Below are 25360 nucleotides of genomic sequence, written 5' to 3' on the forward strand. Positions count from 1 at the left end.
CAAATGCAATGAGGAGAAAAACATGTCAAAAAGTGAACAGTGGACTTCAAAGTTAGGTTTTATTTTGGCTGCCGCAGGATCAGCAATAGGGCTAGGGGCGATTTGGAAGTTCCCTTATGTTGCTGGTACGAGTGGTGGAGGAGCTTTTTTCTTACTGTTTTTGTTATTTACGCTGTTGCTAGGTACTCCTTTATTACTAGGAGAGCTAATAGTTGGACGAAGCACGGGAAAAGATGCTGTTTCTGCTTATAAAGCGATCGCACCTAATACCCCATGGCACTGGGTGGGTAGATTAGGTATTGTTACTTGTTTTATCTTATTATCATTCTACAGTGTTGTAGGTGGCTGGATTCTTCTGTATTTCATTAAAAGCATCACAGGACAATTGATTGGCCAAGGTTTAGATTATAATCAACTATTTGGTCAAACCATTTCAGACTCATGGCTAGTGTTGTCTGTTCAATTTTTATTTATGATAATTACGATTTTGGTTGTGTCCCGAGGAGTTACTAATGGGATCGAAAAAGCTAATAAATATATGATGCCGGCACTCTTTCTGATTTTTCTCGCCCTTATTGTTCGTTCCGTTACGTTGCCGGGAGCTTGGGAAGGAATTACCTTCTTCCTACAACCAAATTTTAGCGAATTAACTTCTAAATCAATTTTGTATGCTTTGGGACAGGCTTTCTTCTCGTTAAGCGTAGGTGTATCGGTTATGGTGACCTTCAGCTCCTATTTACCAAAGAATGAAAGCTTACCAAAATCTACAGTTTCCATTGTAAGTTTGACCATTATCACCTCTCTGTTAGCCGGCTTGGCAATCTTTCCAGCTGTTTTCTCATTAGGAATGAAGCCTACGGAAGGACCTGGACTTTTATTCGTGGTCTTGCCAGCAGTGTTTGATCATATTCCGTTTGGAGCCTTTTTCTTGACCACCTTCTTGTTATTGTTCTTGTTTGCTACCTTAACCTCTGCATTCTCCATGCTAGAAATTAGTGTAGCAGCAATCACAAAGGGCAATCAGGCAAAACGTGCTTCCGCTGCTTGGAAGGTAGGCATTTTGATTTTCGTATTAGGAATTCCTTCTGCATTAGCATACGGAGTGTTAGGTGATATAACGATCTTTGGTAAAAGCTTCTTTGATGCAGCGGATTTCTTGGTAAGTAATATCTTAATGCCACTTGGAGCTTTACTTATTTCTATATTTGTAGCGTGGAAGATGAAGCGTGATATCTTACTAGCAGAAGTACAACAGGGCTCAACAGGTAAAGTAGTCTGGTTCAAAGCGTGGTACTGCTTACTCAAATATGTAGTACCTGTAGCTATTATTGTTGTATTTATTAGCTTGGTGTTCGGACTATAGACTATATTGTTAGAAAATTAATTATCAATGAAATAAAGCTCTCCAACATAGCTTGATAGCTAGATGGAGAGCTTCTTTTTATCTTATTTACCGAGATAAGCATTTAACATCCAAATATGTTTTTGCAGATCAGTAAGGGTACCAAGCAACATATCGCTAGTGCTTTCATCACCAACTTCTTGAGCGATATCCATACCTTTTTGACATTCATCAACTAGGATTTGGAAGTCGTTGATGATTGCTTGTACCATTTCCTCAGCAGATTCGTTACAGGAGGCCTCTTTAATGGTTGAAAGCGTTGCGTACTCTGTTAATGTTGCTGCTGGTTTACCACCAATAGCTAATACGCGCTCACCCAATTCATCAATTCTAGTTGTTGCTTCGTTAAACAATTCTTCAAATTTTTCATGTAAAGTGAAGAAATGGGGACCTTTAACAAACCAATGATAGTTATGCAATTTAACAAAGAGAACATTCCAGTTTGCTACTTGGCGATTAAGAACGTCGATTACTTTTTGATTGCTTACCATTACTTGTTGTGCCATAGAAGAACAACTCCCTTTTTGTAATTTGTATTATTTTATATTAATTATAAATTAATAATAATACTAATTAACCTTAAAGTCCAGTCTTTTTTGTGAAAAGAATGTGAAGATCATGTATCAGAGGTTTCCTGTGCTTTCTAGTGCCAGCATACTTACAAACATGTAAGCTTCTTGTAATCCCATTCAATGGTGTGCCTTTCTTATTTTTCCTACAATAAGGACAAGAGCTAAGAAATGAACCTAACCACTGAGGAGATGACAGGAATGAGAATGGTGAAAAAATCAGTTGAAATCGTAATGGCGGTAGCGGAAGTTTTGATTAATGGGAAGCAAGTTGTTATAGAGCTCAATAAATAAGTAAAAAGTTTCAACAAGAATCATTCATGTAAATGATGTTCGTAGATGTACATTTGACCAAGACCTTCTCCTCACATAAGATGGTCTTTTTTTATGTTTTCATGCATGAAAGATAGGTAAATTACTGAGTGCCATAATGAAATTATATACTTATATACAAGGGATGAATTTGTTCAAAAGTTATCATTTTAAAAACAGACATATGAATATCGAATGTTTGGAAAGGTAAGATTCCTATGATATGATTAGCTGGAAATGAAAAAAAGCATAGGAGGTTACGAAATGAGATATGAAGCTATTTTGGCATCGCATGTAGGTGGCTGGGAAGCTGCACTTGTATTACTGATTCTTGCCTATGTATTTTACAGATTAGATAAAAACAAAATTGCGAAAATCCTACATATGATACTCCGACTCATGTATATCATAATCATCGTTTTCGGAGCTATGCTCTTGTTCAAATTTTATCTAAGCGACGTTCGACTCATCATAAAAGGCATTTTGGGCGTCTGTACCATCGGCTTGATGGAGATGGCACTAGTACGTGCAGGTAAACGCAAGCCTAGCTTTATTTTCTTTATCGGTTCATTAGTATTGCTAGTGATCGTAGTATTAATTGGTTACAGAGTTTTCTAGTTATAAGTAAGTGCATACTTGATGAAAAAGAGATGGCCCTTCACGTGAGAGGGGACATCTTTTTTTGCTTACATATAGTAATCTTGCATTAACTATTTGAACAAAATACATAATTGTTCTTATTTTTGTGACGTAGACATCTTGTATTTTATCTAAAACTCTTTTATGTTTTAAAATGACAAATTTTCTATTACGTAGGGCTTCAAAAAGATTCAAAGTATTATTTTTTGGTTCCTTACATAGTAGGTTTGTCCAATAGGCATACTTCAAATAACCAAGTCATCTATGTAATGGGGTTTGAAGTAAAGGAGGTTCGTACATGTTCAAAAAGATCTTTGGGGTGTTGCAACAGGTAGGGAAAGCGCTTATGCTTCCAGTTGCCATCCTACCAGCTGCAGGGATTCTCCTAGCATTCGGTAATGCTTTGCAAAATCCGGCTTTGCTGGAGCAATTACCATTTTTGTCAGGACCAGCGATCCAATTAGTAGCAAAAGTAATGGAAGAAGCTGGTTCCATCATTTTTGGAAACCTAGCGCTCTTATTTGCGGTAGGGGTAGCCATTGGATTAGCAGGTGGTGAAGGGGTAGCTGGACTAGCTGCAATCATTGGCTTCTTAATTATGAATCAGGTTATGGGTGTCTTCCTTGGTGTTACGGCTGAAATGGCACAGACTGATAAAGCCTATGCGATGGTGCTTGGGATTCCTACCTTACAAACAGGCGTGTTCGGTGGGATTATTATGGGTGTTATTGCAGCTAATCTGTATCGAAAATTTTATAACATAGAATTACCGCCGTTCTTAGGTTTCTTTGCGGGAAAACGCTTTGTACCGATTGTTACAGCAGTTGCTGCTTTACTAACAGGTCTTGTACTCATCTTTATTTGGCCACCAATTCAATCAGCTCTTAATGCGTTCTCACATGTCATGTTGGAGTCTAATCCAACCTTGGCTGCATTTGTTTTTGGTCTTATTGAACGTTCTCTTATTCCGTTTGGTTTACATCATATCTTCTACTCACCATTCTGGTTTGAGTTTGGGGAGTATGTAAGTAAGGCTGGACAACTTGTTCGCGGGGATCAAGCGATCTTTTTTGCCCAAGTGAAGGACAATGTAGAGTTAACAGCCGGAACATTTATGACAGGAAAGTATCCGTTTATGATGTTCGGATTGCCAGCAGCGGCTTTGGCGATTTATCATACAGCTCGTCCCGAAAATAAGAAGATGGTAGCCGGGATTATGGGATCGGCTGCGCTTACAGCCTTTTTGACAGGGATTACAGAGCCGATCGAATTCTCGTTTTTATTCGTAGCACCAGTATTGTTTGCTATCCATGCTGTCTTTGCAGGGCTTTCTTTCATGGTCATGCAAATCTTGAATGTAAAAATAGGAATGACCTTCTCTGGAGGGGTTATTGACTACTTGCTGTTTGGGGTGTTACCGAACAAAACACAGTGGTGGTTAGTGATTCCTGTAGGTTTAGTGTTTGCTGTTATCTATTATTTCGGCTTCCGTTTTGCCATTCAAAAGTGGAATCTAAAAACACCTGGTCGACAAGATGAGGTAGAGGCTCAAACCGGTACTAGCCAATCTTCTGGACTAGCAGCAGATGTATTGGAAGCGTTAGGTGGTAGCGCTAATATTAGTAATCTAGATGCATGCATTACTCGTTTACGGGTATCTGTTAACGATAGTAAAAACGTAAATAAGGAACAATTAAAAAGGCTGGGAGCAGCAGGTGTTCTAGAGATTGGTAACAATATCCAGGCGATCTTTGGACCAAAATCCGATCAATTGAAGGAACAGATTAAGGACGTAATGTCGGGGCGCACGCCAGTTGAGAAACCTGCAAGTAAGCCGGCTCCACAAAGTGTCTCTGAGCAGACAAGCTCTTCTACGGTTTTTGTCTCACCACTAGAAGGTAAAATGTTAGAACTAAAAGATGTGCCAGATCAGGTTTTCTCACAGAAGATGATGGGTGATGGTTTTGCTATTGAACCAACTAATGGAGAAGTTGTCTCTCCTGTGGATGGAACAATTGTTACCTTCTTCCCGACTAAGCATGCGATTGGAATCGCTGCAAATGATGGTCGTGAGATTCTGATTCACTTTGGAATTGATACGGTTAAACTAGAGGGTGAGGGCTTTGAAGCTCTAGCTCAAGAAGGAGATAAAGTTACAGCAGGACAGCCATTGCTACGTGTTCAATTAGCGGATGTAGTGGAAAAAGTCCCTTCTGTAATTACGCCAATCATCTTTACCAATTTGCAAGAAGGAGAGCAGGTTATTGTTAAACCTGGTGCTCTGGTAAAACGTGGCGAGGAAAATATCATCTCCATCGAAAAATAACGACTACCCTTAGTAAAAAAATCGGCAGAGCATCTATCGCTCTGCCGATCTTTGTTTATATACATTAGTTAAATGGCTTAGGTAAACGGATGACAAAAACCGTAGCTTCAGTATCAGTGGAGGTAAGCTTAATTGTACCCCCATGTTTGGTCACTATCCGTTTAGCAATCGATAAACCAAGACCTGTTCCACCTTCACTTGCTCGGGAGGAATCAGCTCGAACAAATGGTTCAAAAATATTTTCCTTGATATCGTCCGAAATTCCGATTCCATTATCCGCAATAGTAATGACTACATAATATTTTTCCTCTGATAACGATATACGCATGTTTGTTCCAGCGGGGTTGTACTTAATCGCATTCACTAATAAATTACTTAATACACGCGTTAATTGAATTCGATCAAAATACAGATAGATTTCTCGTTCTGGTATATCTAATTGTAAATGAAATTGTTTATCCAGCATTTCTGTATAATGCAAGACAACCATATCACGGACAAACTCTGTAATCTCTTCAAGACGTAAATGTAATCGGTAATCAGGGGCGTCTAATTTAAGGAGTTCAAACAGATTATTAATGAGGTGATTTACCCGAATTGATTTCTGATAGATATATTCTAAATATCGCTGTTTTCGCTCCTCATCCGTGGCCATTCCTTCCTTTAAGGCTTTAGCATATCCTTGAATGCTGGTGATCGGTGTTTTTAAATCATGGGAGATATCCATTAACATACGCTGTTTGCCTTTTTCCAAAATTTCATTCTCACGGCGTGTCTCTTCTAATACATCTGCCATATAGTTAAAGGTATCACGAATTTGTACGAATTCATGCTCAGCCTTTAGGTAAATACGGGCACTATAGTCACCATCTGTCATCTTTTTCAGCGCGTCTAAAATAATAATCAGCGGAGCTTTAATGCGGCGAGTAGTCCAGTAAATATATAACACAATAAAAATCAGCATGATGAAACCAAACATACCTAAATAGGTCATAAAGCTTTTCGCAAGTGGATCGAAAATATCTATTTGTTTAAGGTCCTTAGACACAAGGATATTATCTCTGGGGATTTTTAATAATAAATACGGTGTTTTTGGATCAAGAGTATTCTGGTACATAGAGTAGTAATAGGGCTGTTGCTCATGATTTTGCAAGAGTTCGAATAACTGATTCTCGGAATAGAATTTATTATCATCTAATTTCTTACCATAGACCTGAACCAGTTGTTTATTGGAATCTAGATGTTCTAACCAGCCTCCAATACTTTCTAAATGAGGGAGTAGCTCTTTACGTTGATCTTTTTGTTTGTAATTCGAAGCTTCAATTTTTACATCAACAATATCCATGCTTTCGATATGATTGAAAGCAACGTTGAGAAGATAGAGAGCAAGTCCAATTAGAACAACCAAAAGAAAAAAATTAAAAACAAAATAATCAAGGATGAGAGAGGTATAGAGGCTACGCGATTTTTTAGGCTTCAACCATTTTTTCAAATTTATACCCCAATCCTCGAATGGTTTTAATATAAGTTGGTTGTTTTGGATCATCCTCGATTTTTTCACGTAACTTGCTAATGTGCACCATGATGGTATTATCATCATTGGCATAAAAATCGCCCCATACAGCTTCGTATATTTTCTTTTTGGTAAAAACTTGACCGGCATTAACCATTAAGAGTTCTAGTATTTTGTATTCAATAGAAGTTAGTGAAATAGCTTCCTCATTTCGGTAGACGAGGCAGCTTGCTTTATCTAGGGTCATCTCTCCAATTTTAATAAGCTGATCCTCAGGATTAACAGGAACTTCCACGGTAGGAGTAAATTCATGAACACGGCGAAGAAGAGCTTGAATCCGTGCAATAACCTCCAGAGGATTAAACGGTTTCGTGATATAGTCATCTGCCCCTAGACCTAAACCTAGGATCACATCATGATCTTGGGTACGTGCTGACAAAAACATGATGGGAATATTATAGGTTTGCCTGATCTCCTTAATAAGCTGAAAACCATCTTTCCCTGGCATCATAATATCAAGGATGGCCAAATCCACTTTCCTTTGAGCCAAGATAGGCAAAACGCTATCCCCATTATGAACTTCTATGACATGAAAATCTTCCTTCTCCAGATAGAGCGTTAAAAGTTCAACGATCTCCCTCTCATCATCGGCGATTAATATGGTATATGACACGATTTCTCCTCCGTTCTTTTCCTAAGCAAAACGCTATATTTAGAGTAACACGTACAAAAGACTTAAATGTTACATTTTAACCAAAAAAATTAAACATGTGATATTATCTAATTCTAATATTTACATGTAGTGGGAAAATGATTACTTTTCTTTGTGCATAAGCCTAATGATAATTTTAAGATAACTTTTAGTTTGTGATAAGGAGAGCCAAAGGTTTTCTCACTATAATATAAGTAATGAAACCTATTTCAATTTCAAGAAATAAGCAGATGGATATGATACAGGTAACAATCTACCTGCTACAAAAGGGAGGCTATATTTTGTTTGATGCATTAAAAGTTAGTTTGTTAAAACCGAAAGACTTAGGTCAGCTTGTAAATAAGAAAGCTGGGGTTGTGTTCGGATTTATCCTATTTCTTGCCTTACTTATTAGTGCGTTTGGTTTTTCTAGTTTCTATCATAAAACAAACATGTTTTTTAAAGAGGTACAGGCTGTCCTAAACAGCGCGCCAGATTTTACTTTTAAAAATGATGTTCTAAACATGCAGACTGACCAGCCGATTTATTCTCCTAACAAAATGTTTATCTTCGACCCTAACAATCAAGTGAAAGCAGAGAATTATCCCAAAAGTTCATATGTCGTGATTTTTGGAAAAACAAAGGCGATATTTATCGAAAATGGGGTTTTTGTACGAGAAGTAAATTATGTTGATTCTGGTTTACATGACATAAGTAAACAAGAATTTACTGGACTAGTTGATTGGCTGGTAACCAAAGAAACAATTATATGGGCCACTATATTTACATGTATTTTTATTTACATGATCTTTAGCACCACCTTTACCGCTTTTGTTCTTGGTATTTTTGGGTATATTATCAGTAACATTCAGAAAAAGGAATTAACATTTGGTCAAGCATTTCGTTTAGCTGTCTTCAGTTTGACAGTGCCCTTCTTTATCAAAGGAATTCTGGTGTTAGCAGCATGGCCTATTCCTATTGGACCGATTACTTGGGGGTTAGCTGCTGTGTACATTGTCATGGCTGTTCGAAACATAAAAACAAGCTGATTTAGGCTGGCATACCTTGTATAATGGCTAATAGTAGATAGCCAAGGAGGAAAAACAACCATGTCGCAGGTACTAGTCAGAATTCTTTCTGTAAATGTAGGACAACCTCAAGTTCTTTCTTATAAAGAACAAGAGGTAGTAACAAGCATATGTAAAGAACCAGTAACAGGACCTCTCTATCTTTCAAAAACCCAATTGCAAGGTGATGCTCAAGCGGATTTGAAGTATCATGGTGGGGTAGATAAAGCGGTATGCGTTTATGCATCCGAGCACTATCCCTATTGGGAAAAGACTCTAGGTAGGTCGCTGCCAGTTTCCGCCTTTGGAGAGAATTTAACAATAGAAGGATTGCTAGAGGATGAAGTTTGTATCGGGGATATTTACCAGATTGGTGGTGCTGTGGTACAAGTTACCCAGCCAAGACAGCCGTGTCATAAATTAGCAAAACGCTATGATGTAATTGATCTGGCGGTACAAGTACAGAATACAGGCTATACGGGTTTTTATCTGCGGGTTTTACAAGAAGGAGAAATTTCACAGGAAGACAAAATGACATTGGTTGAAAAAGATCCTCATGGTGTAACGATTGCATTTGCCAATCAAATTATGCATCACGATAAAAAAAACAAGCAAGCAATAAAGCGAATTTTAATGGTAGAAGCATTATCAGCTAGTTGGCGTCAAAGCTTTACGAAACGATTAGGCGACGAGGACATAGACACAACCCTACGACTACAAGGCTCTTAATCCATATAACAAAAAAATCCAGGGCGAGTATGCCCTGGATTTTTTGTTATACATAAATAAACATGCTTGATCATTTTCCTAACAAATCATACTAGACTTTGCTGTGTGCCTACGATCAGCAAAGTTTATACTTCTGCAAAACTACGTTACTTAATTATTGCAGCAACAGCAAGCGATAATTACCAATAGAATGAATAGAACCAAGATGATTTCGAAGTTGTTGCGTGATCCACTGAAAATACTCATGGTCTAATCCCTCCCAATAAGATGTACTTTATCCTATGTTTCCATAAATAAAGTGCTTGGGTAGGGGCCTCACTGCTGAAAAAATGGACTATTCTTGATAGTGGTGTCCTTCATTATTGTTTAACCAAATGATAAATAGGAGGAAATAAAAGGGAACGCCAGATGTGTTATAGACAAAGAAGATATTAATAATATCTTGGGATGATGCGCTTCCGCTGGAATAAGTCACAAATCCAACTGTAAGAACGGCCAACGTATTTATAATGAGAGCCAATAGTAGAAATAGTCCGGCGATTTTCTTTCTATTCATTGTTATACTCCCCTTCTTTCTATACCAAAGTAGTTATAAAGAATTTATTCCCATTTAGTATAGCCCATTTATGTTAGGGAAACAACAAACAGAAACCCCTTTTTGTGAATAGGATGAAGGAGTGGGCTATTTACATTTTAAATGAGGTGTTTATAATAATTATTACAAAGTTTCCTTAGTGCAAAAAACGGGCGTCAAGGAACAGGCATAACCGAGAATATTCATTGTAAAGCAGAATAAAAACCATATGTAAATAAAGGAAGTAAGCGGGGAAGGAGTGATCTCAAATGGCTGATCAACAACAACAAACAGTAGTGTCGGAGCAAGAAAAAGGATGGAGAAGAGGGATTACCCAGCCTTCCTTGCAAGAAGTACACAGTTCCATGCGTGTACCCAGAAATGCGTCCAAATTTCGCAAATTTTTAGCTTTTGCAGGACCTGGTTATCTGGTTGCTGTTGGATATATGGATCCTGGAAACTGGGCGACTGACTTAGCGGGAGGCTCCCAGTTTGGGTATACGCTTTTGTCAGTGATTCTTCTTTCCAATATAATGGCAATGTTTTTACAAGCCCTAGCAGGTAAGTTGGGAATTGTAACAGGTCGGGATTTAGCTCAGGCTTGCCGTGATCATTATTCCAAGCCAGTAGCAATGAGCTTATGGGTTTTGTGCGAGATAGCAATTGCCGCATGTGATTTAGCAGAGGTAATTGGGTCGGCAATTGCATTAAATCTGCTATTTGGTATCCCTTTAATTTATGGGGTTTTGATTACAGCTATAGATGTATTGTTAGTATTGTTTTTACAAAATAAAGGATTCCGTTATATAGAAGCCATTGTTATAGCGTTAATAGGTACCATTGGGGTGTGTTTCGGAGTTGAAATACTATTGGCTCAGCCTCAAATCAGTGACATCATGCAAGGATTTATCCCACGTGCTGAAGTAGTAACAAACCCTGCGATGCTCTATATCGCTATAGGTATCATTGGTGCAACTGTCATGCCCCATAATCTATATCTACACTCCTCTATTGTCCAAACTCGTGATTTCGAACGGACACAGAGTGGTAAGCGGGAAGCGATTAAATATGCTCGTTTGGATTCTACGATTGCTTTATTCTTCGCCTTGTTTATTAATGCATCTATCTTGATTTTGTCAGCTTCGACGTTTCATCAGGCTGGTATGACAGATATAGCAGAGATTGGAGATGCGTATTATTTGCTGGCTCCTGTGCTTGGAACGACAGCAGCGAGTATCTTTTTTGGGGTAGCCTTACTAGCATCCGGCCAAAATTCTACTTTAACTGGTACATTAGCTGGTCAGATTGTTATGGAGGGTTTTATTAATTTCCGTATTACACCGTGGTTGCGTCGTTTGATTACTCGTCTGATTGCGATTGTTCCGACGGTGATTGTTACTGCGCTATACGGAGAAAAGGGAACCACAGAATTACTCATATTAAGTCAAGTCATTTTGTCTATTCAACTACCCTTTGCGATTGTTCCTCTTGTGCAGTTTACCAGTAGCAAGACCAAAATGGGCGAGTTTGTTAATAAGAAGTGGGTTACTGCAATTGCGTGGCTGATAAGTGGTGTCATTATTACGTTAAATGTGTTTTTGATCTATCAAACATTTACCCAGTTGTAGTTATTTTGTCTACAAAAAGGGATTGAACAGATAAATCACGAAAATAATAAGGTACAAAAAAACCTACCAATACGTTCAGTATCTAAGAAAATGGGCAGGCCAAATTGAGAGAAAAGTCGAGGTGAAGAAGCGTGGGAAAACTTGAAGAGATTTTAGAGTACAATAAAAAGTTCGTAGAAAATCAGAGATATACGGAGTTCACAACAACCAAGTTTCCTGATAAACGGTTGGTTGTCATTTCATGTATGGACACAAGACTGGTCGAACTTCTTCCTCACGCAATGAACGTCAAAAATGGAGATGTCAAGATTATTAAGACAGCAGGAGCTATTGTCTCTCATCCGTTTGGGGCGGTTATGAGAAGTATCTTAGTGGCTATCTATGAGTTACAAGCAGAAGAGGTCATGGTGGTAGGACATTATGATTGCGGAATGAGTGCGATTAATCCTACACATTTTTTAGATAAGGTGCGAGAACGAGGGGTTTCAGCAGATTCTTTACATCTATTAAAAAATGCTGGAATTAATTTAGAAAAATGGTTGCGAGGTTTTGAGAATGTGACCGATGCTGTAAAAGAGAGTGTCGATATGATTCTTAACCATCCGTTACTGCCTCCTTCGGTACCAATCCATGGATTAATCATTGACCCGAGTACAGGTAAACTAGATGTAGTTATAAATGGATATGAAAAAAAATAAAATGAATAAAAGAGTCATTACGCATATTATACGTGATGACTCTTTTATTTGCGTTAATAGAGTTAATAATGTTTAATTTTGTTTTATTTGATAAAACGTAAAAATAAAATTAGTATAAAATTTATTCATATCTTTCGTTATAAACATAAAAGGGGGATTTACAACTATGAAGAAAAATATATTTGTGTTGATGAGTTCCGTTCTTGTATTAGGTGCTGCTCTTGCAGGCTGTGGTGCAGGTAACGGTAACGGAGCCGCTCCAGCTGGTAACGAATCTAAAAAGTCTGAAGATTCAAAAGCAAGCGGAAATCAATCCCTTCGTTTAAACCTTGCATCTGAGCCTCCTACGCTTGATCCAGGTCTTACAGAAGATGCTACTTCTGGGGCAATTGTTCGTTCTACTTTTGACGGTCTAACTCGTCTGGGTGAAGACGGCAAACCTCATAATTCTGTTGCATCTGACGTTAAAATTTCTGATGATTTAAAAACATATACTTTCACATTGCGTGATTCAAAGTGGTCTAACGGTGAACCTGTTACTGCGAAAGACTACGAATATGCTTGGAAACGCGTTCTAACTCCAAAAACAGCAGCTAGCTATGCTTACCAGCTTTATTACATTAAGGGTGCAGAAGCATTCCATAAGGGTAAAGGAAAAATTGAAGACGTAGGTATCAAAGCTCTTGATGATAAAACATTAGAAGTTACTTTAGAGAACCCTACTCCATTCTTCTTGGAGTTAACAGCGTTCTACACCTACTATCCAATTAATCAAAAAGTGGATACCGAGAATCCTGACTGGGCGAAAAATGCAAAAACCCACGTGGGTAACGGTCCGTTCAAGCTAGATACCTGGGAGCACAAGAGCAAAATTTTGTTGACCAAGAACGAAAACTATTGGGATAAAGATTCTGTAAAAATGGAGAAAATTGAATTCTCTATGATTGATGATGGCAATACAGAGCTTTCCATGTTTGACAATGGCGATTTGGATTGGGCAGGTAAACCAGTTGGAGATTTGCCAACAGACGTTGTGCCTATCAAAAAAGCAGAGGGTGCCTTGAAGGTGAAGCCTACCGCTTCCATCTATTGGTACAAGTTCAACACGGAAAAAGCACCGTTTAATAATGCAAAAATTCGTAAAGCCTTTGCCTATGCGGTAGACCGTAAAGCAATTGTAGAAAACATTACACAAGCTGGAGAGCAACCAGCATTAGGTATCTTGCCTCCAACTATGGCGATTAAACCAGAAGGCTACTTTAAAGATAACGATGCAGACACAGCTAAAAAATTGTTAAACGAAGGTATGAAAGAGCTAGGTATCAGTAAGCTACCTCCAATTTCGCTATCCTTCAATACGTTGGAAGGTAACAAGAAAATTGCAGAAGCAATTCAAGACCAATGGAAAAAGAACTTGGATGTTGATGTGAAACTAGAAAATACCGAGTGGAAAGTATACATTGATAAGCTACACCAAGGTAACTATCAAATCGGTCGTATGGCTTGGTCTGCTGACTTCAATGATCCAATTAACTTCCTAGAGCTGTACCGTGATAAAAAAGGCGGTAACAATGATACAAACTGGGAAAATCCAAAATACAAAGAACTATTAATCAAGTCGGCTTCTGAACCAAATCCAGAGAAGCGTACGCAGTTGTTTGCTGAAGCAGAGCAAATCATCATGGATGAAATGCCTGTAATTCCAATCTACTACCGTACACAAAACTGGATTCAAAATGATAAAGTAAAAGGCGTATTGCTTGATGCACTTGGTTTCGTTGATTACAAATGGTCCTACATTGCTGAATAAGATAAGAAATTATCGAATAGAAAGAAGCCTGTTGAACAACTCAACAGGCTTCTTTTGTTTGATTGTGTATCGTCTTTTTCATTAAAATAAAAAGTAACATAGTCATATGCTACAAACGACAAATGTCTGGTGGACAATCATCGCAGCATATTTTTTCCCGTAAATAGTGAATGTCCTTTACTAGAATGTAGCCATTTGGCAGAGGTTCAATTACATCTAGTTTTTTTAAATCACCTAATAAACGATTAACACTTTCGCGTGTAAGTCCAATAAACTGAGCTAAGTCTTTATTGGTTAGTGATAGATCGATCAGGATACCATTAGGATGTTGGCGACCGTATGTGTTACACATGCGAATTAAGGTTGAATAGAGAGCACCCGTTTTTCCATTCAATAAAAGATCACGGAACTTAGATTGCATACGCCGGTTTTCAAGACTCATCCAACGTAAGAACTCTACACAGTGCGCTCCATTTGCAGTGAGAAGCTCTTCTAGGGACGTGCGAGAGATGACCCGTAATTCGCCAGGCTGTAGGACAACGGCAGTAGCACTATAGCATAGGGATGAATTAAACAAACCGAACAGACCAAATAACTCACCTGGATTGTATACTTGAAGGGTTAGTTCTTTACCGTCTGTACTTGTCTTTGATAGGCGAACCTTTCCGCTTTCTACCAAATAAACATAATCAGCAGGGTCTCCGTCAAAAAATAACGGTTTACCCGGAATACTTTCAACGAGGGTCGACATACGTTTCATGTCTTCCCAGAATGCTCTAGATATTTGATCCACGAAGGTTTTCGTTTCCATAGGCATGAAGATTTTCCCTCACTTCATACATTTCTCTCTTGTAAGTGATACTTGTTACAAGGTACGGTCTTAGTATATCAATTACTGTTTCATATGAATATAGCATCATAACTATTTTGCCATTTGTCCATAAATGTATGAAAGAAGTATGAAAAAATAAGTGAGGTGATGAAAAAAATGGTGAACTCATTATGTATTGTGATTTTAGCCGGAGGACAAAGCAGTCGTATGGGTAAGCCCAAAGAACTACTAGAATGGCAGGGGAAACCACTAATTTTACATATGCTAGAGCAGATTCTTCCACTACATCAGCCATGTGTGATTGTCACGAATGATCCAAGACGACTTCCTCCAATCAATGAGCTTGGGACAACCGTGTTTATCACAGGTGATCTTGTTGCTTCACATGGTCCAATCAGCGGGATTTATTCTAGCATGTGTGTACGACAGGAGGAGTGGTATTTAGTTGTATCCTGTGATCTACCATTTTTACGTACGGAGCATTTGCAACGCTTACTAAAGAATTTAAACGATCGTTTAGATCAAGATATAAACGCTGTAGTAGCTAAAACAGGAGGACGCTTACAACCGTTATTAGCCCTTTATCATCAACAAACCAAAGAAATTTGGAAGGACGCTCTAGATCGGGAAGATTACCGGGTAATGCATGCTTTAGAGGAGATGGTTGTAAAAGAAGTAACGGATGAATCCTGGGATGATTTAGTGGCTTTTAATATGAATAGCCCTGCTGATTACGAAGAGGCAAAAAAAGAATGGAATAGCAAAAATTTATTAGGAGAAGAAAAATGAACAAGGAATTAAATCATATGGAATCTACAGGTACCGTTATTCAATTTGTCGGGTATTCTAACTCAGGTAAAACAACATTGCTATGCAAGCTAATCGAGCAATTTACACACATCGGGGTACGGCTGGGTGTAATCAAACATGATGGACATGATTTTGAATTAGATCAGCAAGGAAAAGATACGTGGAACTTCCGGCAGGCGGGAGCCCCTATGGTAGCTATTCAATCGGCTACAAAAACCGCTTGGATGGAAAATCACGCAGTGCCTCTCTCACAACTTATCTTGAGGATGAGTGAACAAGGGGCCGAGCTCATCTTAGTGGAAGGCTTTAAACAAGAGTCCTATCCGAAAATCGTGGTCATTCGGCGAGAGGAAGATATCGAGCTGTTGGACAAAGTGCAAAACATCTTGGCGGTAGTAAGCTGGTTGCCATTACAGAAGATGTCTATTCCTGTTTTTTCAATTGGTCAGGTAGATGAGATTTTTCAATTTATTCATGGGCACAGGCTTGTACAAAAAAAGAAAACAAAAGAAAATAGATAAAATAATGAGATTGGCTGAGGAAACATGAGATTGTTTCCTCAGGATTGCGTTTTTTTACATGAAATTGACAGTTTTTGTAGCTAGATCACTGTTAACAGAAGATAAGCAAGGACGTATAATAAGACTCGTAAGCACCCAACAGCATAACGGCCAAATCCCGAGGCATTCGGGAACGGAGGACCCACTTTTTATTGGGGTTAATTCTACAAAGTAGAAGGGATGAGTAACTCTTTCGCCATCCTACCCGTCAGCTAACTTCGTCGGCTAAAGCGAAGGAGGTCAATGAGACCACCTGTATTTATTGAGGGTTTTTTTCTTTTTCCCTCAAATCAAAATGTGTAGGTCTTTTTGTTTTGCTTATATTTATCTTTACACATAATACGTACAACTGTACGAAAGAGGATTAGGGAGACAGAACGCAAAGAGAGCGATGGCTAGCTGGGCGTTAGGTAGACCAATGAGTGCTTCTTTCTTGACGGTTGAACATTGAACAAATGAGTAGGCATGCTCTGGTGAGGCAACAGATTGCTTCGCTAGGAGAAGCTGTGACTTACTCCGTTTGTATCATGTTCTCTTTTGCCGTTGAGATAGGAGCAAGCATTGGTCTATTTTTTGTTCCAAGGTGAACTTCATCTACAGATAAAAGGAAGAACACAGGGGAACCACAGATTGTCGAACGTTGATCAGACAGTTGGCAGAGGAGGAAAAAAGGATGGATATGGTTGCAATTTTACTGGTAGCAGGTGCGTTCGGTCTGTTTTTTGGAACGATGGCATTCTGTGACAAAGTGGTAACAGAAGAAGGGAGAGAAAAGCGTTGATTATACTCATGATCATCGTTGCAGGGGTTATTCTCTACCTCATTGATGCATTAATTCGTCCTGAAAAGTATTAATAGTACCAGCTGTAAACTGAAGAAACGTTAGGAGGAACCGTTGTGGATTTGTTGCAAATTACCGTAGTGTTAGGAATTTTGCTGATCCTAGCTATTTTATTTGGTCGTTACTTGGCGCAGGCTTTTTCATGGGAGGTAACCAAGATAGACCGAATATTTGGGGGATTCGAGCGAATTATCTATAAAGTTTCTGGTATCCAAGTAAGAACAATGACGTGGAAACAGTACGCAGGAGCAGTATTACTTAGCAATCTTGTCATGTTTGCAATTGGGTATTTGATTGTTAGATTGCAGGGGTTTTTGCCGGGGAATCCCAGTCAGATTGAAGGTATGGAACCATTGCTTGCCTTTAATACAGTAGCTAGTTTTTTAACAAATACGAACCTACAGCATTATAGTGGAGAGTCAGGGCTGTCCTATCTGTCTCAGATGACGGTTATTATCTATTTGATGTTTACTACACCAGCCACTGGCATTGCTGTTGTGATGGCCTTTATGAGGGGTATTACAGGACAAAAGCAGCTTGGAAACTTCTATGTAGACTTGATTCGAGCACATACTCGGGTGTTATTACCTTTGGCTGTGGTGGTCACTTTATTATTGGTAGCCCAAGGAGTACCACAAACGATGAGTCCAACAGTAACTGCTACTACCTTACAAGGGGCCGAGCAACAAATTGCGCGTGGACCTGTGGCCTCTATGGAATCAATTAAGCATCTTGGTACAAACGGAGGAGGATTCTTCGGGGTTAACTCTTCGCACCCTTTTGAGAACCCTACACCTCTAACCAATGTTATTGAAATTTTATGTATGTTTCTCATTCCAGCTTCTTTACCATTTACCTTTAGTGCTATGACACGCAATAAAAAACAGGGACTTATGATATTTATTGCTATGTTCCTCATGTTCCTGACTTTCTTGACAATTGTGTATGTTGCAGAATCGAACGGAAATCCAGCGTTAGCTCAAGCAGGACTTTCTCAAGCGAACGGTAGCATGGAGGGGAAAGAGGTACGCTTCGGAATTGCACAGTCGGCTCTATTTACCGCAGTAACCACAGCTGCTACTACAGGAACAGTCAATAACATGCATGATACCTTAACACCAATCGGTGGTATGGTTCCTTTGGCTCAGATGATGCTGAATTGCGTGTTTGGCGGAGACGGTGTTGGCACAATGAACATTCTGATGTATGCGATCATGGCGGTATTCTTAGCAGGATTGATGGTTGGTCGTACACCAGAATACTTGGGACGCAAGATTGAAAGTAAAGAGATGAAATTAATTGCTATAGCTATTTTGATTCATCCCTTGATCATCCTGGTCCCATCTGCTATTGCCTTGGCGAGCGAACTGGGAACAAGCTCTATTTCTAATGCCGGCTTCCATGGAATCTCACAAGTGGTATATGAATTTACTTCTTCAGCAGCTAATAACGGTTCCGGATTTGAAGGCCTATCTGATAACACGCCATTTTGGAATATCTCAACGGGCCTTGTCATGTTATTTGGACGCTATTTCTCTATTATTTTAATGCTTGCTGTAGCAGGCTCACTTATGATGAAGAAACCTGTGCCAGAAACCATTGGTACTTTCCGCACGGATAATACAGTATTTATGAGCATCTTGCTTGCTACGGTACTCATTGTAGGTGCGTTAACATTCTTCCCTGTGATTGCCCTTGGTCCTGTTGCCGAGTGGCTGTCGATACGTTAATGAAGAAAAGGAGTCTTTCGCTATGAGTAATCAACGAAAATCCTTGGTCACCAAGGAGATCATATGGCAGGCAATAATCGATGCCTTTAAAAAATTTAACCCACGGCTAATGGTTAAAAACCCAGTTATGTTTGTGGTGGAAATAGGCTTTGTAATTACACTCATTTTAAGTGTTATGCCAAGTGCTTTTGGTGGCGAGTCTAATGCTTTTTACAACGGCATCGTGAGCATGATCTTATTCGTGACGATCCTGTTTGCAAATTTTGCCGAAGCTTTGGCAGAAGGGCGTGGTAAGGCACAGGCTGATAGCTTGAAAAAAAGTAAACAGGATATGAAAGCAAATGTATTGCAAAAAAATGGCATAGTAAAAGTGGTAAATTCCACAGAGCTACGCAAAGGCGATATTGTCATCGTTAACACCAATGAGCTGATACCAAGTGATGGAGAAATTATTGAAGGAGTGGCATCAGTGGATGAGTCAGCCATTACGGGGGAATCGGCTCCAGTCATAAAAGAGGCCGGTGGAGACTTTAGTTCTGTTACTGGCGGTACTCGCGTGGTCAGTGACCGAATTACGGTACGTGTAACTACAGATCCCGGGGAATCCTTCCTAGATCGAATGATCAGTATGGTAGAAGGGGCTAAACGGCAAAAAACTCCTAATGAGCTAGCCTTAAATACCCTATTGGTAAGCTTAACGTTAATATTTTTGATCGTATGTACGACGTTGTTACCAATTGCTTCCTATGTAAATGTGGTGATTCCAGTTGCAACCCTGGTGGCTCTGCTGGTTTGCCTTATACCAACAACCATTGGCGGATTATTATCTGCGATCGGGATTGCTGGTATGGATCGGGTTACCCAATATAATGTGATTGCAATGTCAGGTAAAGCGGTAGAAGCGGCAGGTGATATCAATACCATTATCTTGGATAAGACAGGAACAATTACGTATGGAAATCGGATGGCCTCTGAAATTGTGGTGGTAGGTGGTTCAAAACAAGAAGAGCTATATCGGGCAGCTCTCCACAGCTCTATACATGACGAAACACCAGAGGGACGCTCTATTGTGGAATTGGCTAAAAAAATGGGAGTTCCAGAATCAGAGTGGCAAATCTCAGGTACAGAAGGAGTGGAATTCAAAGCGGAAACTCGGATGAGTGGAACAAATTTTCCAGATGGTCGCATGGTAAGAAAAGGAGCCATTGATGCAATTAAAAATTATGTTGTAGAAAGAGGCGGCCAAGTTCCTAACGATTTGGATACGATAGCTAATCAAATTGCTAGAGAAGGGGGCACCCCATTAGCAGTGGTAGATGGTACTCGTGTACTGGGCGTCATTTATTTAAAAGATACGGTAAAAGCAGGTATGCGTGAGCGCTTTGAAGAGCTACGGCGGATGGGAATCAGGACTGTTATGTGTACGGGTGATAATCCGTTAACCGCAGCTACCATCGCTCGCGAAGCTGGTGTAGATGATTTCATTGCAGAAGCGAAACCAGAGGACAAAATCGCGGTTATTCGTAAGGAGCAGGCGGAAGGAAAATTGGTAGCGATGTCGGGCGATGGTACGAATGATGCGCCTGCTTTAGCTCAAGCCGACGTGGGGTTAGCGATGAATAGTGGTACGATCGCTGCTAAAGAAGCTGCGAACATGGTTGATTTAGATTCTGATCCGACCAAAATTATCGAGGTAGTAGCTATTGGGAAACAGCTTCTTATGACTCGCGGAGCCCTTACTACTTTTAGTATCGCAAATGATATTGCTAAGTATTTTGCCATTATTCCGGCGATGCTCATGGTAGCAATTCCTCAGATGCAGGCTTTGAACATCATGCAGCTAGCTACACCACAAAGTGCAATTTTGTCAGCATTGCTGTTTAACGCGATAATCATTCCTCTGTTAATACCGTTAGCAATGAAGGGTGTTACATATACACCAATGAGTGCTACCAAACTTTTGTCCCGCAATCTGTTTATTTATGGATTAGGTGGTGTCATTGCTCCTTTTATCGGTATTAAGCTGTTGGATATGCTGTTGGTGGTAGTTGGTCTGCAATAAAAAATAACAACTAAAAAGGTGATCAATCATGTTGAAAAATATACGAGTAAGTCTCGTGTTATTACTGATCTGCGGCGTTATCTATCCCTTGCTCATGACGGGTATCGCCCAGGCATTAATGCCAGCACAGGCAGATGGAAGCTTAATCACTGATGCAACTGGGAAAGTAGTAGGTTCAAAGCTAATTGGTCAAACGTTTACGAACCCGAAATACTTTTCTGGGCGTGTTTCTTCTATAGAATATAACGCAGCTGGTTCTGGTTCTAATAATTATGCCCCATCAAATCCAGAATTGGTGGAACGAACTAAAAAAGATGTAACAGCTTTCTTAGCTGCTAATCCGACTATTGAGCAAGTAGCTATACCGGCTGATTTAGTAACTAACTCCGCTTCCGGACTTGACCCACATATTACACCGGAAGCGGCTCGTGTTCAGGTGCCACGCATTGCAGCATTACGCAATTTGACTACTGATCAGCTTAACCAGCTCATTAGTAAGCACACAGAAGACCGCTCTCTGGGCTTGTTTGGTGAAAAAAGAGTAAATGTATTGGAGTTAAACATGGCGTTGGATCAGGTGAAGTAGTATGGATGATTTTCGCCGAAAAACGCCAGAGGAAATCTTGCGCTCCATTTCGGAAATCCATAAAGGTCGTCTGCAAATTATTCTGGGAGCGGTCAGTGGTTCAGGAAAAACCTATCACATGCTGTTAGAAGGGCAACGTCTGCGGAAAAAAGGTTTAGATGTGGTTATTGGTGTGATTCATACACGTGCAATAAACCAAGGGAAAAATCACGAGAAGCTGGAAGGACTCGATGTAATACCTGCTATCGCTTGGTTTGAAAAAGATATTCTGAAAGAGGACCTAGATGTCGAGGAGATCGTTAGACGTGATCCAGAGGTCGTCTTGGTGGATGAATTAGCGCATCGGAATCGACCGGAAGCGATACGTCGTACTCGTATCGAGGACGTACGTTATCTGTTAGAACACAATATTAGTGTTATCACTACGGTAAATATCTACGAGCTTGAGGGAATGAAAGGGATAGCCCAGCGGTTAACGGGGGTACCTGTTCATGTAGCCGATTGTGTAGCCGACGAGACGTTAGCAGAAGCAGACGAGGTAAAGCTGCTGGACGTTACGCCGGAAGTCATTCTTAAAAGATTGCAAGAGGGTAGTATTTTACCTCACTCATGTAATCAAGGAGAAGAACGGTCTAAACCTAAGTCAAAGCATCAACGCTTGTATCGACATGATAATTTGGCTGTGCTAAGAGAATTGGCCTTACGCTTTGTGGCTGGAGAAGTAAATGATGATTTAGATAAGTATCGCCAACAGCAGGGAATACTTGGCCCTTCTGGGGCGAGTGAGCGTATTCTGGTTACTGTACAGTATCACTGGAACGGTTCAATCTTGATCCGTCGCGGCCAACAGGTAGCTAAACGCTTAGGGGCTGAGCTTCTTGTCGCTTGCTTTCGTGGGAACAAACGGATGATGTCTAAAGAAGAGGCAACCTTTAAACGATCGATGGTTACTTTGGCGCAAAAAGTGGGCGCAAGCTTTGATGAGATCCCACTATACAAGGACAGTGATGTGGCTAAGGAGATCGTACAGTACGCTTTGCAACATAACATTACTCGTATTGTCATGGGCCAATCCAAACGAAGCAGATGGGAAGAAATTTTGCATGGTTCCATTATTAACAAGATTTTACGCAAAAGCAAAAATACAGATGTCCTCATTGTAGCAGATCGCTCGGCAACCAGTGGGGGACGGGTTCTCCCTGCTAAACGCCATCGTGGATTTGTTCCCCATCCCTTTCGTCGCCTTTCGACAGAGGAGATGGAAAAGGAAATTAAACGAATTAAACGTGGTAAATTAAAAATCTTTATCGGTGCAGCACCAGGTGTAGGAAAGACATACACCATGCTCCGTGAGGCAAATGAGCTGTTACACAGTGGGATTGATGTTGTAATTGGATTATTGGAAACCTATGGACGAAAAGAGACATACGAGCAAATAGGTAAGCTACCGATTATTCCTAGAAAGGTGATGCCTTATAAGAATGTATATTTGGAAGAGATGGATACTGAGGCTATTATTAAGCGCAACCCGGAAGTGGTTCTAGTGGATGAATTAGCTCATACCAATGTTCCTACTAGCCGGTTCTTAAAAAGATACGAAGACGTCGAGCACATATTGCAAGCTGGCATTTCTGTGATTACAACTGTGAATATTCAGCATGTAGAGAGTCTAACTGATAGTGTTGAACAAATCACAGGTATTCGAATACGGGAAACAATCCCTGACCACATCCTACATGATGCAGATGAGATCGAGCTGGTGGACATTGCGCCAAGTTCCTTGCAAGAGAGGATGAAAGAGGGCAATATCTATGCCTTAGATAAGGTAGAGCAGTCATTAAATCACTTTTTTCAGCTTGGGAATCTGATTGCCTTACGTGAATTAGCATTACGTGAAGTGGCGGATGATGTGGATGAGCGTTTGGAGTCCTGGGAGCGTAAGGGAGCGTTACGTGGGCCGTGGAGAAAACAAGAAACCATTTTTGTCTGTGTAAATTTACGTGATGACAGTGAACGATTAATACGGCGTGGATTTCGTATTGCTTATCGGTTAAAGGCAGATTGGTATGTTGCGTATGTACAGGATCATTATCCCCTTGCTTCAGACGAGCTGAGTTTACTAGACAAACTTAGATATTTAACGGAACGTATGGGTGGCGCTTTTGAAATTTATCAAGTACAAGATCGTAGACAAATTTTTCGTGAGTTAGTCATGCAGATGAATCGCAAAAATGTTACACAAGTCATCATCGGCCATTCTGCTCGGACGAGATGGGAAGAAATAAAAACGGGCTCTGTTGTGCAGAAGTTATTAAGGCAAATACGTCATATGGACGTTCTCGTTGTTGCCGATCATAAGCCAATCACACAGTGATTCAAATGAATGAGGCGGGAGCAGGATGAAAAGTATGCTTATTGTAGGACGTGGAGAAGCTTTTTGTGACTTTGTTCAAACAGCTAGCAAACATGAAATCAATCGAAATTTGATAGATGGGTTGCAGATTGTTGCTTTTTATCGAGAATCATTTAGAAATGACATGGTTAGAGAAGGGTTTCGTCTAGTGGCTACGCAGGGGTTTGCTCCTGAAGAAACAAAGCTCGCCTCTTTTGAGCAGGTTTACTTGTTTCCAGATGAATGGAACGACTCGTTTCGAGTCATTGAATTTTTCGTTAGTTTGGGTACTTGTCGTGTATTTGTCATGACGCAGCTACCGCGGTATGCAGCTCTGTACCGGAGATTAGGGGCACATTATGTATTTATCAGTAACCCTAATCATCAAGGGTATCAGTGGTTGTTGGATAATGATGATGAAAACACTCCTCTATAATGTGGAGGAGTGTTTCCTATATTTGAGCGTTTAGCTATCAGTCTTAAGCTGTTAATTGGTGGGTGTGTTATCTTGAAGTTGTTTTTCTAGGTCTTTGTCCATTACATATACTTCAATCCGTTCACCCATTTTCGTACTGATATCACTGTGGCTGGAAAGAACCTTAAGACCTGTGATTCTTTCTACAATTGCTTCTGTTTCCTTACTGTACATCTCACGCAGGATTTCACGCATTTGTTTAACAACGCGTCGCCCTTTTTCGTGATGAGACAAATGTTTTTCCTCCACAGTGAGAACCCCTTTAAAGCGGGAAATAATCATGTCGTTAACGATATATGTTTTGGCTTCTTGGGGACCACGTCCAATCAGCTCTCTTTGAAATTTAATAAAAGCTTCACTGATTTCCGCTTCCAGCTTTTTTTTGGATAAGTTACTCAACTGATTCCCTCCTAAGGAAAGACGATCTATTCATTACATAGTGGCAGCTTCATGGATATACTACCCAGCATAAGGAAGACTGTCAATGAGGTGGTTTGTGGTGATTGGCAATGGAAGAGAGAAAAAGCGTAAATACTCAAATTTACCTGAATGATAGAGATAGTTCATCTAAATTGATTCAGACTTAAAGAGCATCTTAAATGAGAAGATAGGAAGAAGGATAGGGAGGCGAGCGGATATGTTTTACAATCGTGGTAACGAGAAGAAGGGGAGCTGGCAATGACAATTCTTCAGGAGAATATTGAATTAAAACGGATTGCTCGGGCGTTGGAACGATTACTCCAGTTTTTAGATGAAGAAAAGAGGATTGCGATCCAAACAAAGCTGAATCAAAAAATGAATCTTTCAATGGAAACCAAATTGTTTCAGCGCATCGTAGCTGTCTATCAAAAGGAAGAGATAATTAAAAGAGAGCATGCGCTAAAAAGAAAATCATCTTGTCGGCTCTCTAAACAAATTCAGATGGTTTTCTTACTTTTTTTGATTGAGCATAGCCAAGTTATAGAATTTGAACTGGATGGAGGCTTCATTATAGGTAAAAAAGCTGGGAAGGTCTTACTTGTTATTAAATTGTTCCCGCATTTGGGTGGGTATCGTGGGAAAGCCTGGTATAAAATTATTGATAAGGTTGCCAGAGAAGCATGTAAACGATATC

The 25360-nt window shown here is 39.9% G+C and carries 25 protein-coding genes and 1 riboswitch (1 of these 26 only partly in view); of the genes, 18 read left to right on the forward strand and 7 right to left on the reverse strand.

Features of this window, described 5'->3' with window-relative positions; translation table 11 throughout:
• Nucleotides 1-22: 22 nt before the first annotated feature.
• Nucleotides 23-1363, forward strand: coding sequence for a sodium-dependent transporter (locus ACQV1I_RS01720; protein ID WP_094701208.1), 1341 nt, complete (start codon nt 23-25; stop codon nt 1361-1363).
• Nucleotides 1364-1446: 83 nt separating this feature from the next.
• Here ACQV1I_RS01720 and ACQV1I_RS01725 read toward each other — a convergent pair whose 3' ends face one another.
• Nucleotides 1447-1893: a Dps family protein gene (locus ACQV1I_RS01725; RefSeq protein WP_372486618.1), complete on the reverse strand. Its 447-nt coding sequence runs from the start codon at nt 1891-1893 to the stop codon at nt 1447-1449.
• Nucleotides 1894-2142: 249 nt separating this feature from the next.
• Here ACQV1I_RS01725 and ACQV1I_RS01730 point away from each other — a divergent pair, with 249 nt between their 5' ends.
• The 3 genes from ACQV1I_RS01730 (at nt 2143) to ptsG (ending at nt 5248) form a co-directional block, all read left to right on the forward strand.
• Complete coding sequence (locus ACQV1I_RS01730; RefSeq protein WP_255193709.1) at nt 2143-2265, forward strand: hypothetical protein; 123 nt, start codon at nt 2143-2145, stop codon at nt 2263-2265.
• Between the two features lie 282 nt (nt 2266-2547).
• On the forward strand, nt 2548-2901 hold the full coding sequence (locus ACQV1I_RS01735; RefSeq protein ID WP_018671991.1) for a DUF1516 family protein: 354 nt from the start codon (nt 2548-2550) through the stop codon (nt 2899-2901).
• Between the two features lie 319 nt (nt 2902-3220).
• Nucleotides 3221-5248, forward strand: a complete 2028-nt coding sequence (gene ptsG / locus ACQV1I_RS01740; RefSeq protein ID WP_116335022.1) for a glucose-specific PTS transporter subunit IIBC — start codon at nt 3221-3223, stop codon at nt 5246-5248.
• Nucleotides 5249-5312: 64 nt separating this feature from the next.
• Here ptsG and ACQV1I_RS01745 read toward each other — a convergent pair whose 3' ends face one another.
• Nucleotides 5313-6740, reverse strand: coding sequence for a sensor histidine kinase (locus ACQV1I_RS01745; protein ID WP_094701210.1), 1428 nt, complete (start codon nt 6738-6740; stop codon nt 5313-5315).
• Nucleotides 6718-7434 carry a response regulator transcription factor gene (locus tag ACQV1I_RS01750; protein ID WP_018671988.1) on the reverse strand — a complete coding sequence of 239 codons (717 nt, stop codon included), beginning with the start codon at nt 7432-7434 and terminating at the stop codon, nt 6718-6720. Before ACQV1I_RS01750 ends, ACQV1I_RS01745 begins: the two co-directional genes overlap by 23 nt.
• 320 nt (nt 7435-7754) lie before the next feature.
• Between ACQV1I_RS01750 and ACQV1I_RS01755 the strand changes: the two genes are divergently transcribed.
• Complete coding sequence (locus ACQV1I_RS01755) at nt 7755-8501, forward strand: DUF1189 domain-containing protein (RefSeq protein ID WP_094701228.1); 747 nt, start codon at nt 7755-7757, stop codon at nt 8499-8501.
• 60 nt (nt 8502-8561) lie between these two features.
• Entirely contained in the window at nt 8562-9248 is a 687-nt protein-coding gene (locus ACQV1I_RS01760; protein WP_094701211.1) for an MOSC domain-containing protein, read from the forward strand.
• Between the two features lie 150 nt (nt 9249-9398).
• On the opposite strand, the gene yjcZ is transcribed toward ACQV1I_RS01760, so the two are convergent.
• Nucleotides 9399-9494, reverse strand: a complete 96-nt coding sequence (gene yjcZ / locus ACQV1I_RS01765; RefSeq protein WP_081621613.1) for a sporulation protein YjcZ — start codon at nt 9492-9494, stop codon at nt 9399-9401.
• Nucleotides 9495-9582: 88 nt separating this feature from the next.
• Complete coding sequence (locus tag ACQV1I_RS01770) at nt 9583-9804, reverse strand: hypothetical protein (protein WP_116335023.1); 222 nt, start codon at nt 9802-9804, stop codon at nt 9583-9585.
• A gap of 287 nt (nt 9805-10091) precedes the next feature.
• On the opposite strand from ACQV1I_RS01770, the gene ACQV1I_RS01775 reads away from it, so the two are divergent.
• The 3 genes from ACQV1I_RS01775 (at nt 10092) to ACQV1I_RS01785 (ending at nt 13958) form a co-directional block, all read left to right on the forward strand.
• A complete protein-coding gene (locus ACQV1I_RS01775; RefSeq protein WP_104033279.1) occupies nt 10092-11450 on the forward strand; it encodes an Nramp family divalent metal transporter in 1359 nt (452 codons plus the stop codon).
• A gap of 131 nt (nt 11451-11581) precedes the next feature.
• The gene (locus tag ACQV1I_RS01780) at nt 11582-12148 is read left to right on the forward strand and encodes a beta-class carbonic anhydrase (RefSeq protein ID WP_116335024.1); all 567 of its coding nucleotides are present in this window, start codon (nt 11582-11584) and stop codon (nt 12146-12148) included.
• A 166-nt stretch (nt 12149-12314) separates the two neighbouring features.
• Entirely contained in the window at nt 12315-13958 is a 1644-nt protein-coding gene (locus tag ACQV1I_RS01785) for a peptide ABC transporter substrate-binding protein (RefSeq protein WP_116335025.1), read from the forward strand.
• Between the two features lie 109 nt (nt 13959-14067).
• On the opposite strand, the gene ACQV1I_RS01790 is transcribed toward ACQV1I_RS01785, so the two are convergent.
• Nucleotides 14068-14775 (reverse strand): Crp/Fnr family transcriptional regulator, encoded by a 708-nt coding sequence (locus ACQV1I_RS01790; RefSeq protein ID WP_104033282.1) that lies wholly within the window; start codon nt 14773-14775, stop codon nt 14068-14070.
• Nucleotides 14776-14946: 171 nt separating this feature from the next.
• Between ACQV1I_RS01790 and mobA the strand changes: the two genes are divergently transcribed.
• The 8 genes from mobA to ACQV1I_RS01830 all read left to right on the forward strand — a co-directional run bounded on the left by mobA (nt 14947) and on the right by ACQV1I_RS01830 (nt 24207).
• Nucleotides 14947-15579 (forward strand): molybdenum cofactor guanylyltransferase, encoded by a 633-nt coding sequence (gene mobA, locus ACQV1I_RS01795; protein WP_116335026.1) that lies wholly within the window; start codon nt 14947-14949, stop codon nt 15577-15579.
• Nucleotides 15576-16121: a molybdopterin-guanine dinucleotide biosynthesis protein B gene (gene mobB, locus ACQV1I_RS01800; RefSeq protein WP_116335027.1), complete on the forward strand. Its 546-nt coding sequence runs from the start codon at nt 15576-15578 to the stop codon at nt 16119-16121. The genes mobA and mobB overlap by 4 nt, the downstream gene beginning before the upstream one ends.
• Before the next feature lie 138 nt (nt 16122-16259).
• Nucleotides 16260-16402: riboswitch (cyclic di-AMP (ydaO/yuaA leader) on the forward strand.
• Nucleotides 16403-16949: 547 nt separating this feature from the next.
• On the forward strand, nt 16950-17015 hold the full coding sequence (locus ACQV1I_RS01805; RefSeq protein ID WP_081621616.1) for a potassium-transporting ATPase subunit F: 66 nt from the start codon (nt 16950-16952) through the stop codon (nt 17013-17015).
• Nucleotides 17016-17057: 42 nt separating this feature from the next.
• Nucleotides 17058-18731, forward strand: coding sequence for a potassium-transporting ATPase subunit KdpA (gene kdpA, locus ACQV1I_RS01810; protein WP_116335028.1), 1674 nt, complete (start codon nt 17058-17060; stop codon nt 18729-18731).
• Nucleotides 18732-18753: 22 nt separating this feature from the next.
• Nucleotides 18754-20793 carry a potassium-transporting ATPase subunit KdpB gene (kdpB, locus tag ACQV1I_RS01815; protein ID WP_116335029.1) on the forward strand — a complete coding sequence of 680 codons (2040 nt, stop codon included), beginning with the start codon at nt 18754-18756 and terminating at the stop codon, nt 20791-20793.
• A 28-nt stretch (nt 20794-20821) separates the two neighbouring features.
• Nucleotides 20822-21379, forward strand: coding sequence for a potassium-transporting ATPase subunit KdpC (gene kdpC / locus ACQV1I_RS01820; RefSeq protein WP_094701221.1), 558 nt, complete (start codon nt 20822-20824; stop codon nt 21377-21379).
• A gap of 1 nt (nt 21380) precedes the next feature.
• Nucleotides 21381-23753 carry a universal stress protein gene (locus tag ACQV1I_RS01825; RefSeq protein WP_116335030.1) on the forward strand — a complete coding sequence of 791 codons (2373 nt, stop codon included), beginning with the start codon at nt 21381-21383 and terminating at the stop codon, nt 23751-23753.
• Nucleotides 23754-23778: 25 nt separating this feature from the next.
• Complete coding sequence (locus ACQV1I_RS01830) at nt 23779-24207, forward strand: hypothetical protein (protein ID WP_116335031.1); 429 nt, start codon at nt 23779-23781, stop codon at nt 24205-24207.
• A 51-nt stretch (nt 24208-24258) separates the two neighbouring features.
• On the opposite strand, the gene ACQV1I_RS01835 is transcribed toward ACQV1I_RS01830, so the two are convergent.
• Nucleotides 24259-24645, reverse strand: coding sequence for a DUF2294 domain-containing protein (locus ACQV1I_RS01835; RefSeq protein WP_018671972.1), 387 nt, complete (start codon nt 24643-24645; stop codon nt 24259-24261).
• 279 nt (nt 24646-24924) lie between these two features.
• Between ACQV1I_RS01835 and ACQV1I_RS01840 the strand changes: the two genes are divergently transcribed.
• Nucleotides 24925-25360: the 5' portion of a hypothetical protein gene (locus tag ACQV1I_RS01840; RefSeq protein ID WP_236645898.1), read on the forward strand. The gene runs 341 nt beyond the window's last position; only the first 436 of its 777 coding nucleotides appear in the window; it begins with the start codon at nt 24925-24927; its stop codon lies off the right edge, out of view.

The organism is Brevibacillus sp. JB24b (assembly GCF_051713385.1).
In the GTDB taxonomy this organism is placed as follows: domain Bacteria; phylum Bacillota; class Bacilli; order Brevibacillales; family Brevibacillaceae; genus Brevibacillus_B; species Brevibacillus_B laterosporus.

Excerpts from the sequence above, each read along its gene's own strand:
- mobA (WP_116335026.1), top strand. The coding sequence starts at position 14,947 with ATGGTGAACTCATTATGTATTGTGATTTTAGCCGGAGGACAAAGCAGT.
- ACQV1I_RS01790 (WP_104033282.1), bottom strand. The coding sequence starts at position 14,775 with ATGCCTATGGAAACGAAAACCTTCGTGGATCAAATATCTAGAGCATTC.
- ACQV1I_RS01830 (WP_116335031.1), top strand. The coding sequence starts at position 23,779 with ATGAAAAGTATGCTTATTGTAGGACGTGGAGAAGCTTTTTGTGACTTT.
- ACQV1I_RS01760 (WP_094701211.1), top strand. The coding sequence starts at position 8,562 with ATGTCGCAGGTACTAGTCAGAATTCTTTCTGTAAATGTAGGACAACCT.
- ACQV1I_RS01730 (WP_255193709.1), top strand. The coding sequence starts at position 2,143 with ATGAACCTAACCACTGAGGAGATGACAGGAATGAGAATGGTGAAAAAA.
- ACQV1I_RS01785 (WP_116335025.1), top strand. The coding sequence starts at position 12,315 with ATGAAGAAAAATATATTTGTGTTGATGAGTTCCGTTCTTGTATTAGGT.
- ACQV1I_RS01735 (WP_018671991.1), top strand. The coding sequence starts at position 2,548 with ATGAGATATGAAGCTATTTTGGCATCGCATGTAGGTGGCTGGGAAGCT.
- ACQV1I_RS01825 (WP_116335030.1), top strand. The coding sequence starts at position 21,381 with ATGGATGATTTTCGCCGAAAAACGCCAGAGGAAATCTTGCGCTCCATT.
- ACQV1I_RS01720 (WP_094701208.1), top strand. The coding sequence starts at position 23 with ATGTCAAAAAGTGAACAGTGGACTTCAAAGTTAGGTTTTATTTTGGCT.
- yjcZ (WP_081621613.1), bottom strand. The coding sequence starts at position 9,494 with ATGAGTATTTTCAGTGGATCACGCAACAACTTCGAAATCATCTTGGTT.
- ACQV1I_RS01770 (WP_116335023.1), bottom strand. The coding sequence starts at position 9,804 with ATGAATAGAAAGAAAATCGCCGGACTATTTCTACTATTGGCTCTCATT.
- ACQV1I_RS01775 (WP_104033279.1), top strand. The coding sequence starts at position 10,092 with ATGGCTGATCAACAACAACAAACAGTAGTGTCGGAGCAAGAAAAAGGA.
- mobB (WP_116335027.1), top strand. The coding sequence starts at position 15,576 with ATGAACAAGGAATTAAATCATATGGAATCTACAGGTACCGTTATTCAA.
- kdpC (WP_094701221.1), top strand. The coding sequence starts at position 20,822 with ATGTTGAAAAATATACGAGTAAGTCTCGTGTTATTACTGATCTGCGGC.
- ACQV1I_RS01725 (WP_372486618.1), bottom strand. The coding sequence starts at position 1,893 with ATGGTAAGCAATCAAAAAGTAATCGACGTTCTTAATCGCCAAGTAGCA.
- kdpB (WP_116335029.1), top strand. The coding sequence starts at position 18,754 with ATGAGTAATCAACGAAAATCCTTGGTCACCAAGGAGATCATATGGCAG.
- ptsG (WP_116335022.1), top strand. The coding sequence starts at position 3,221 with ATGTTCAAAAAGATCTTTGGGGTGTTGCAACAGGTAGGGAAAGCGCTT.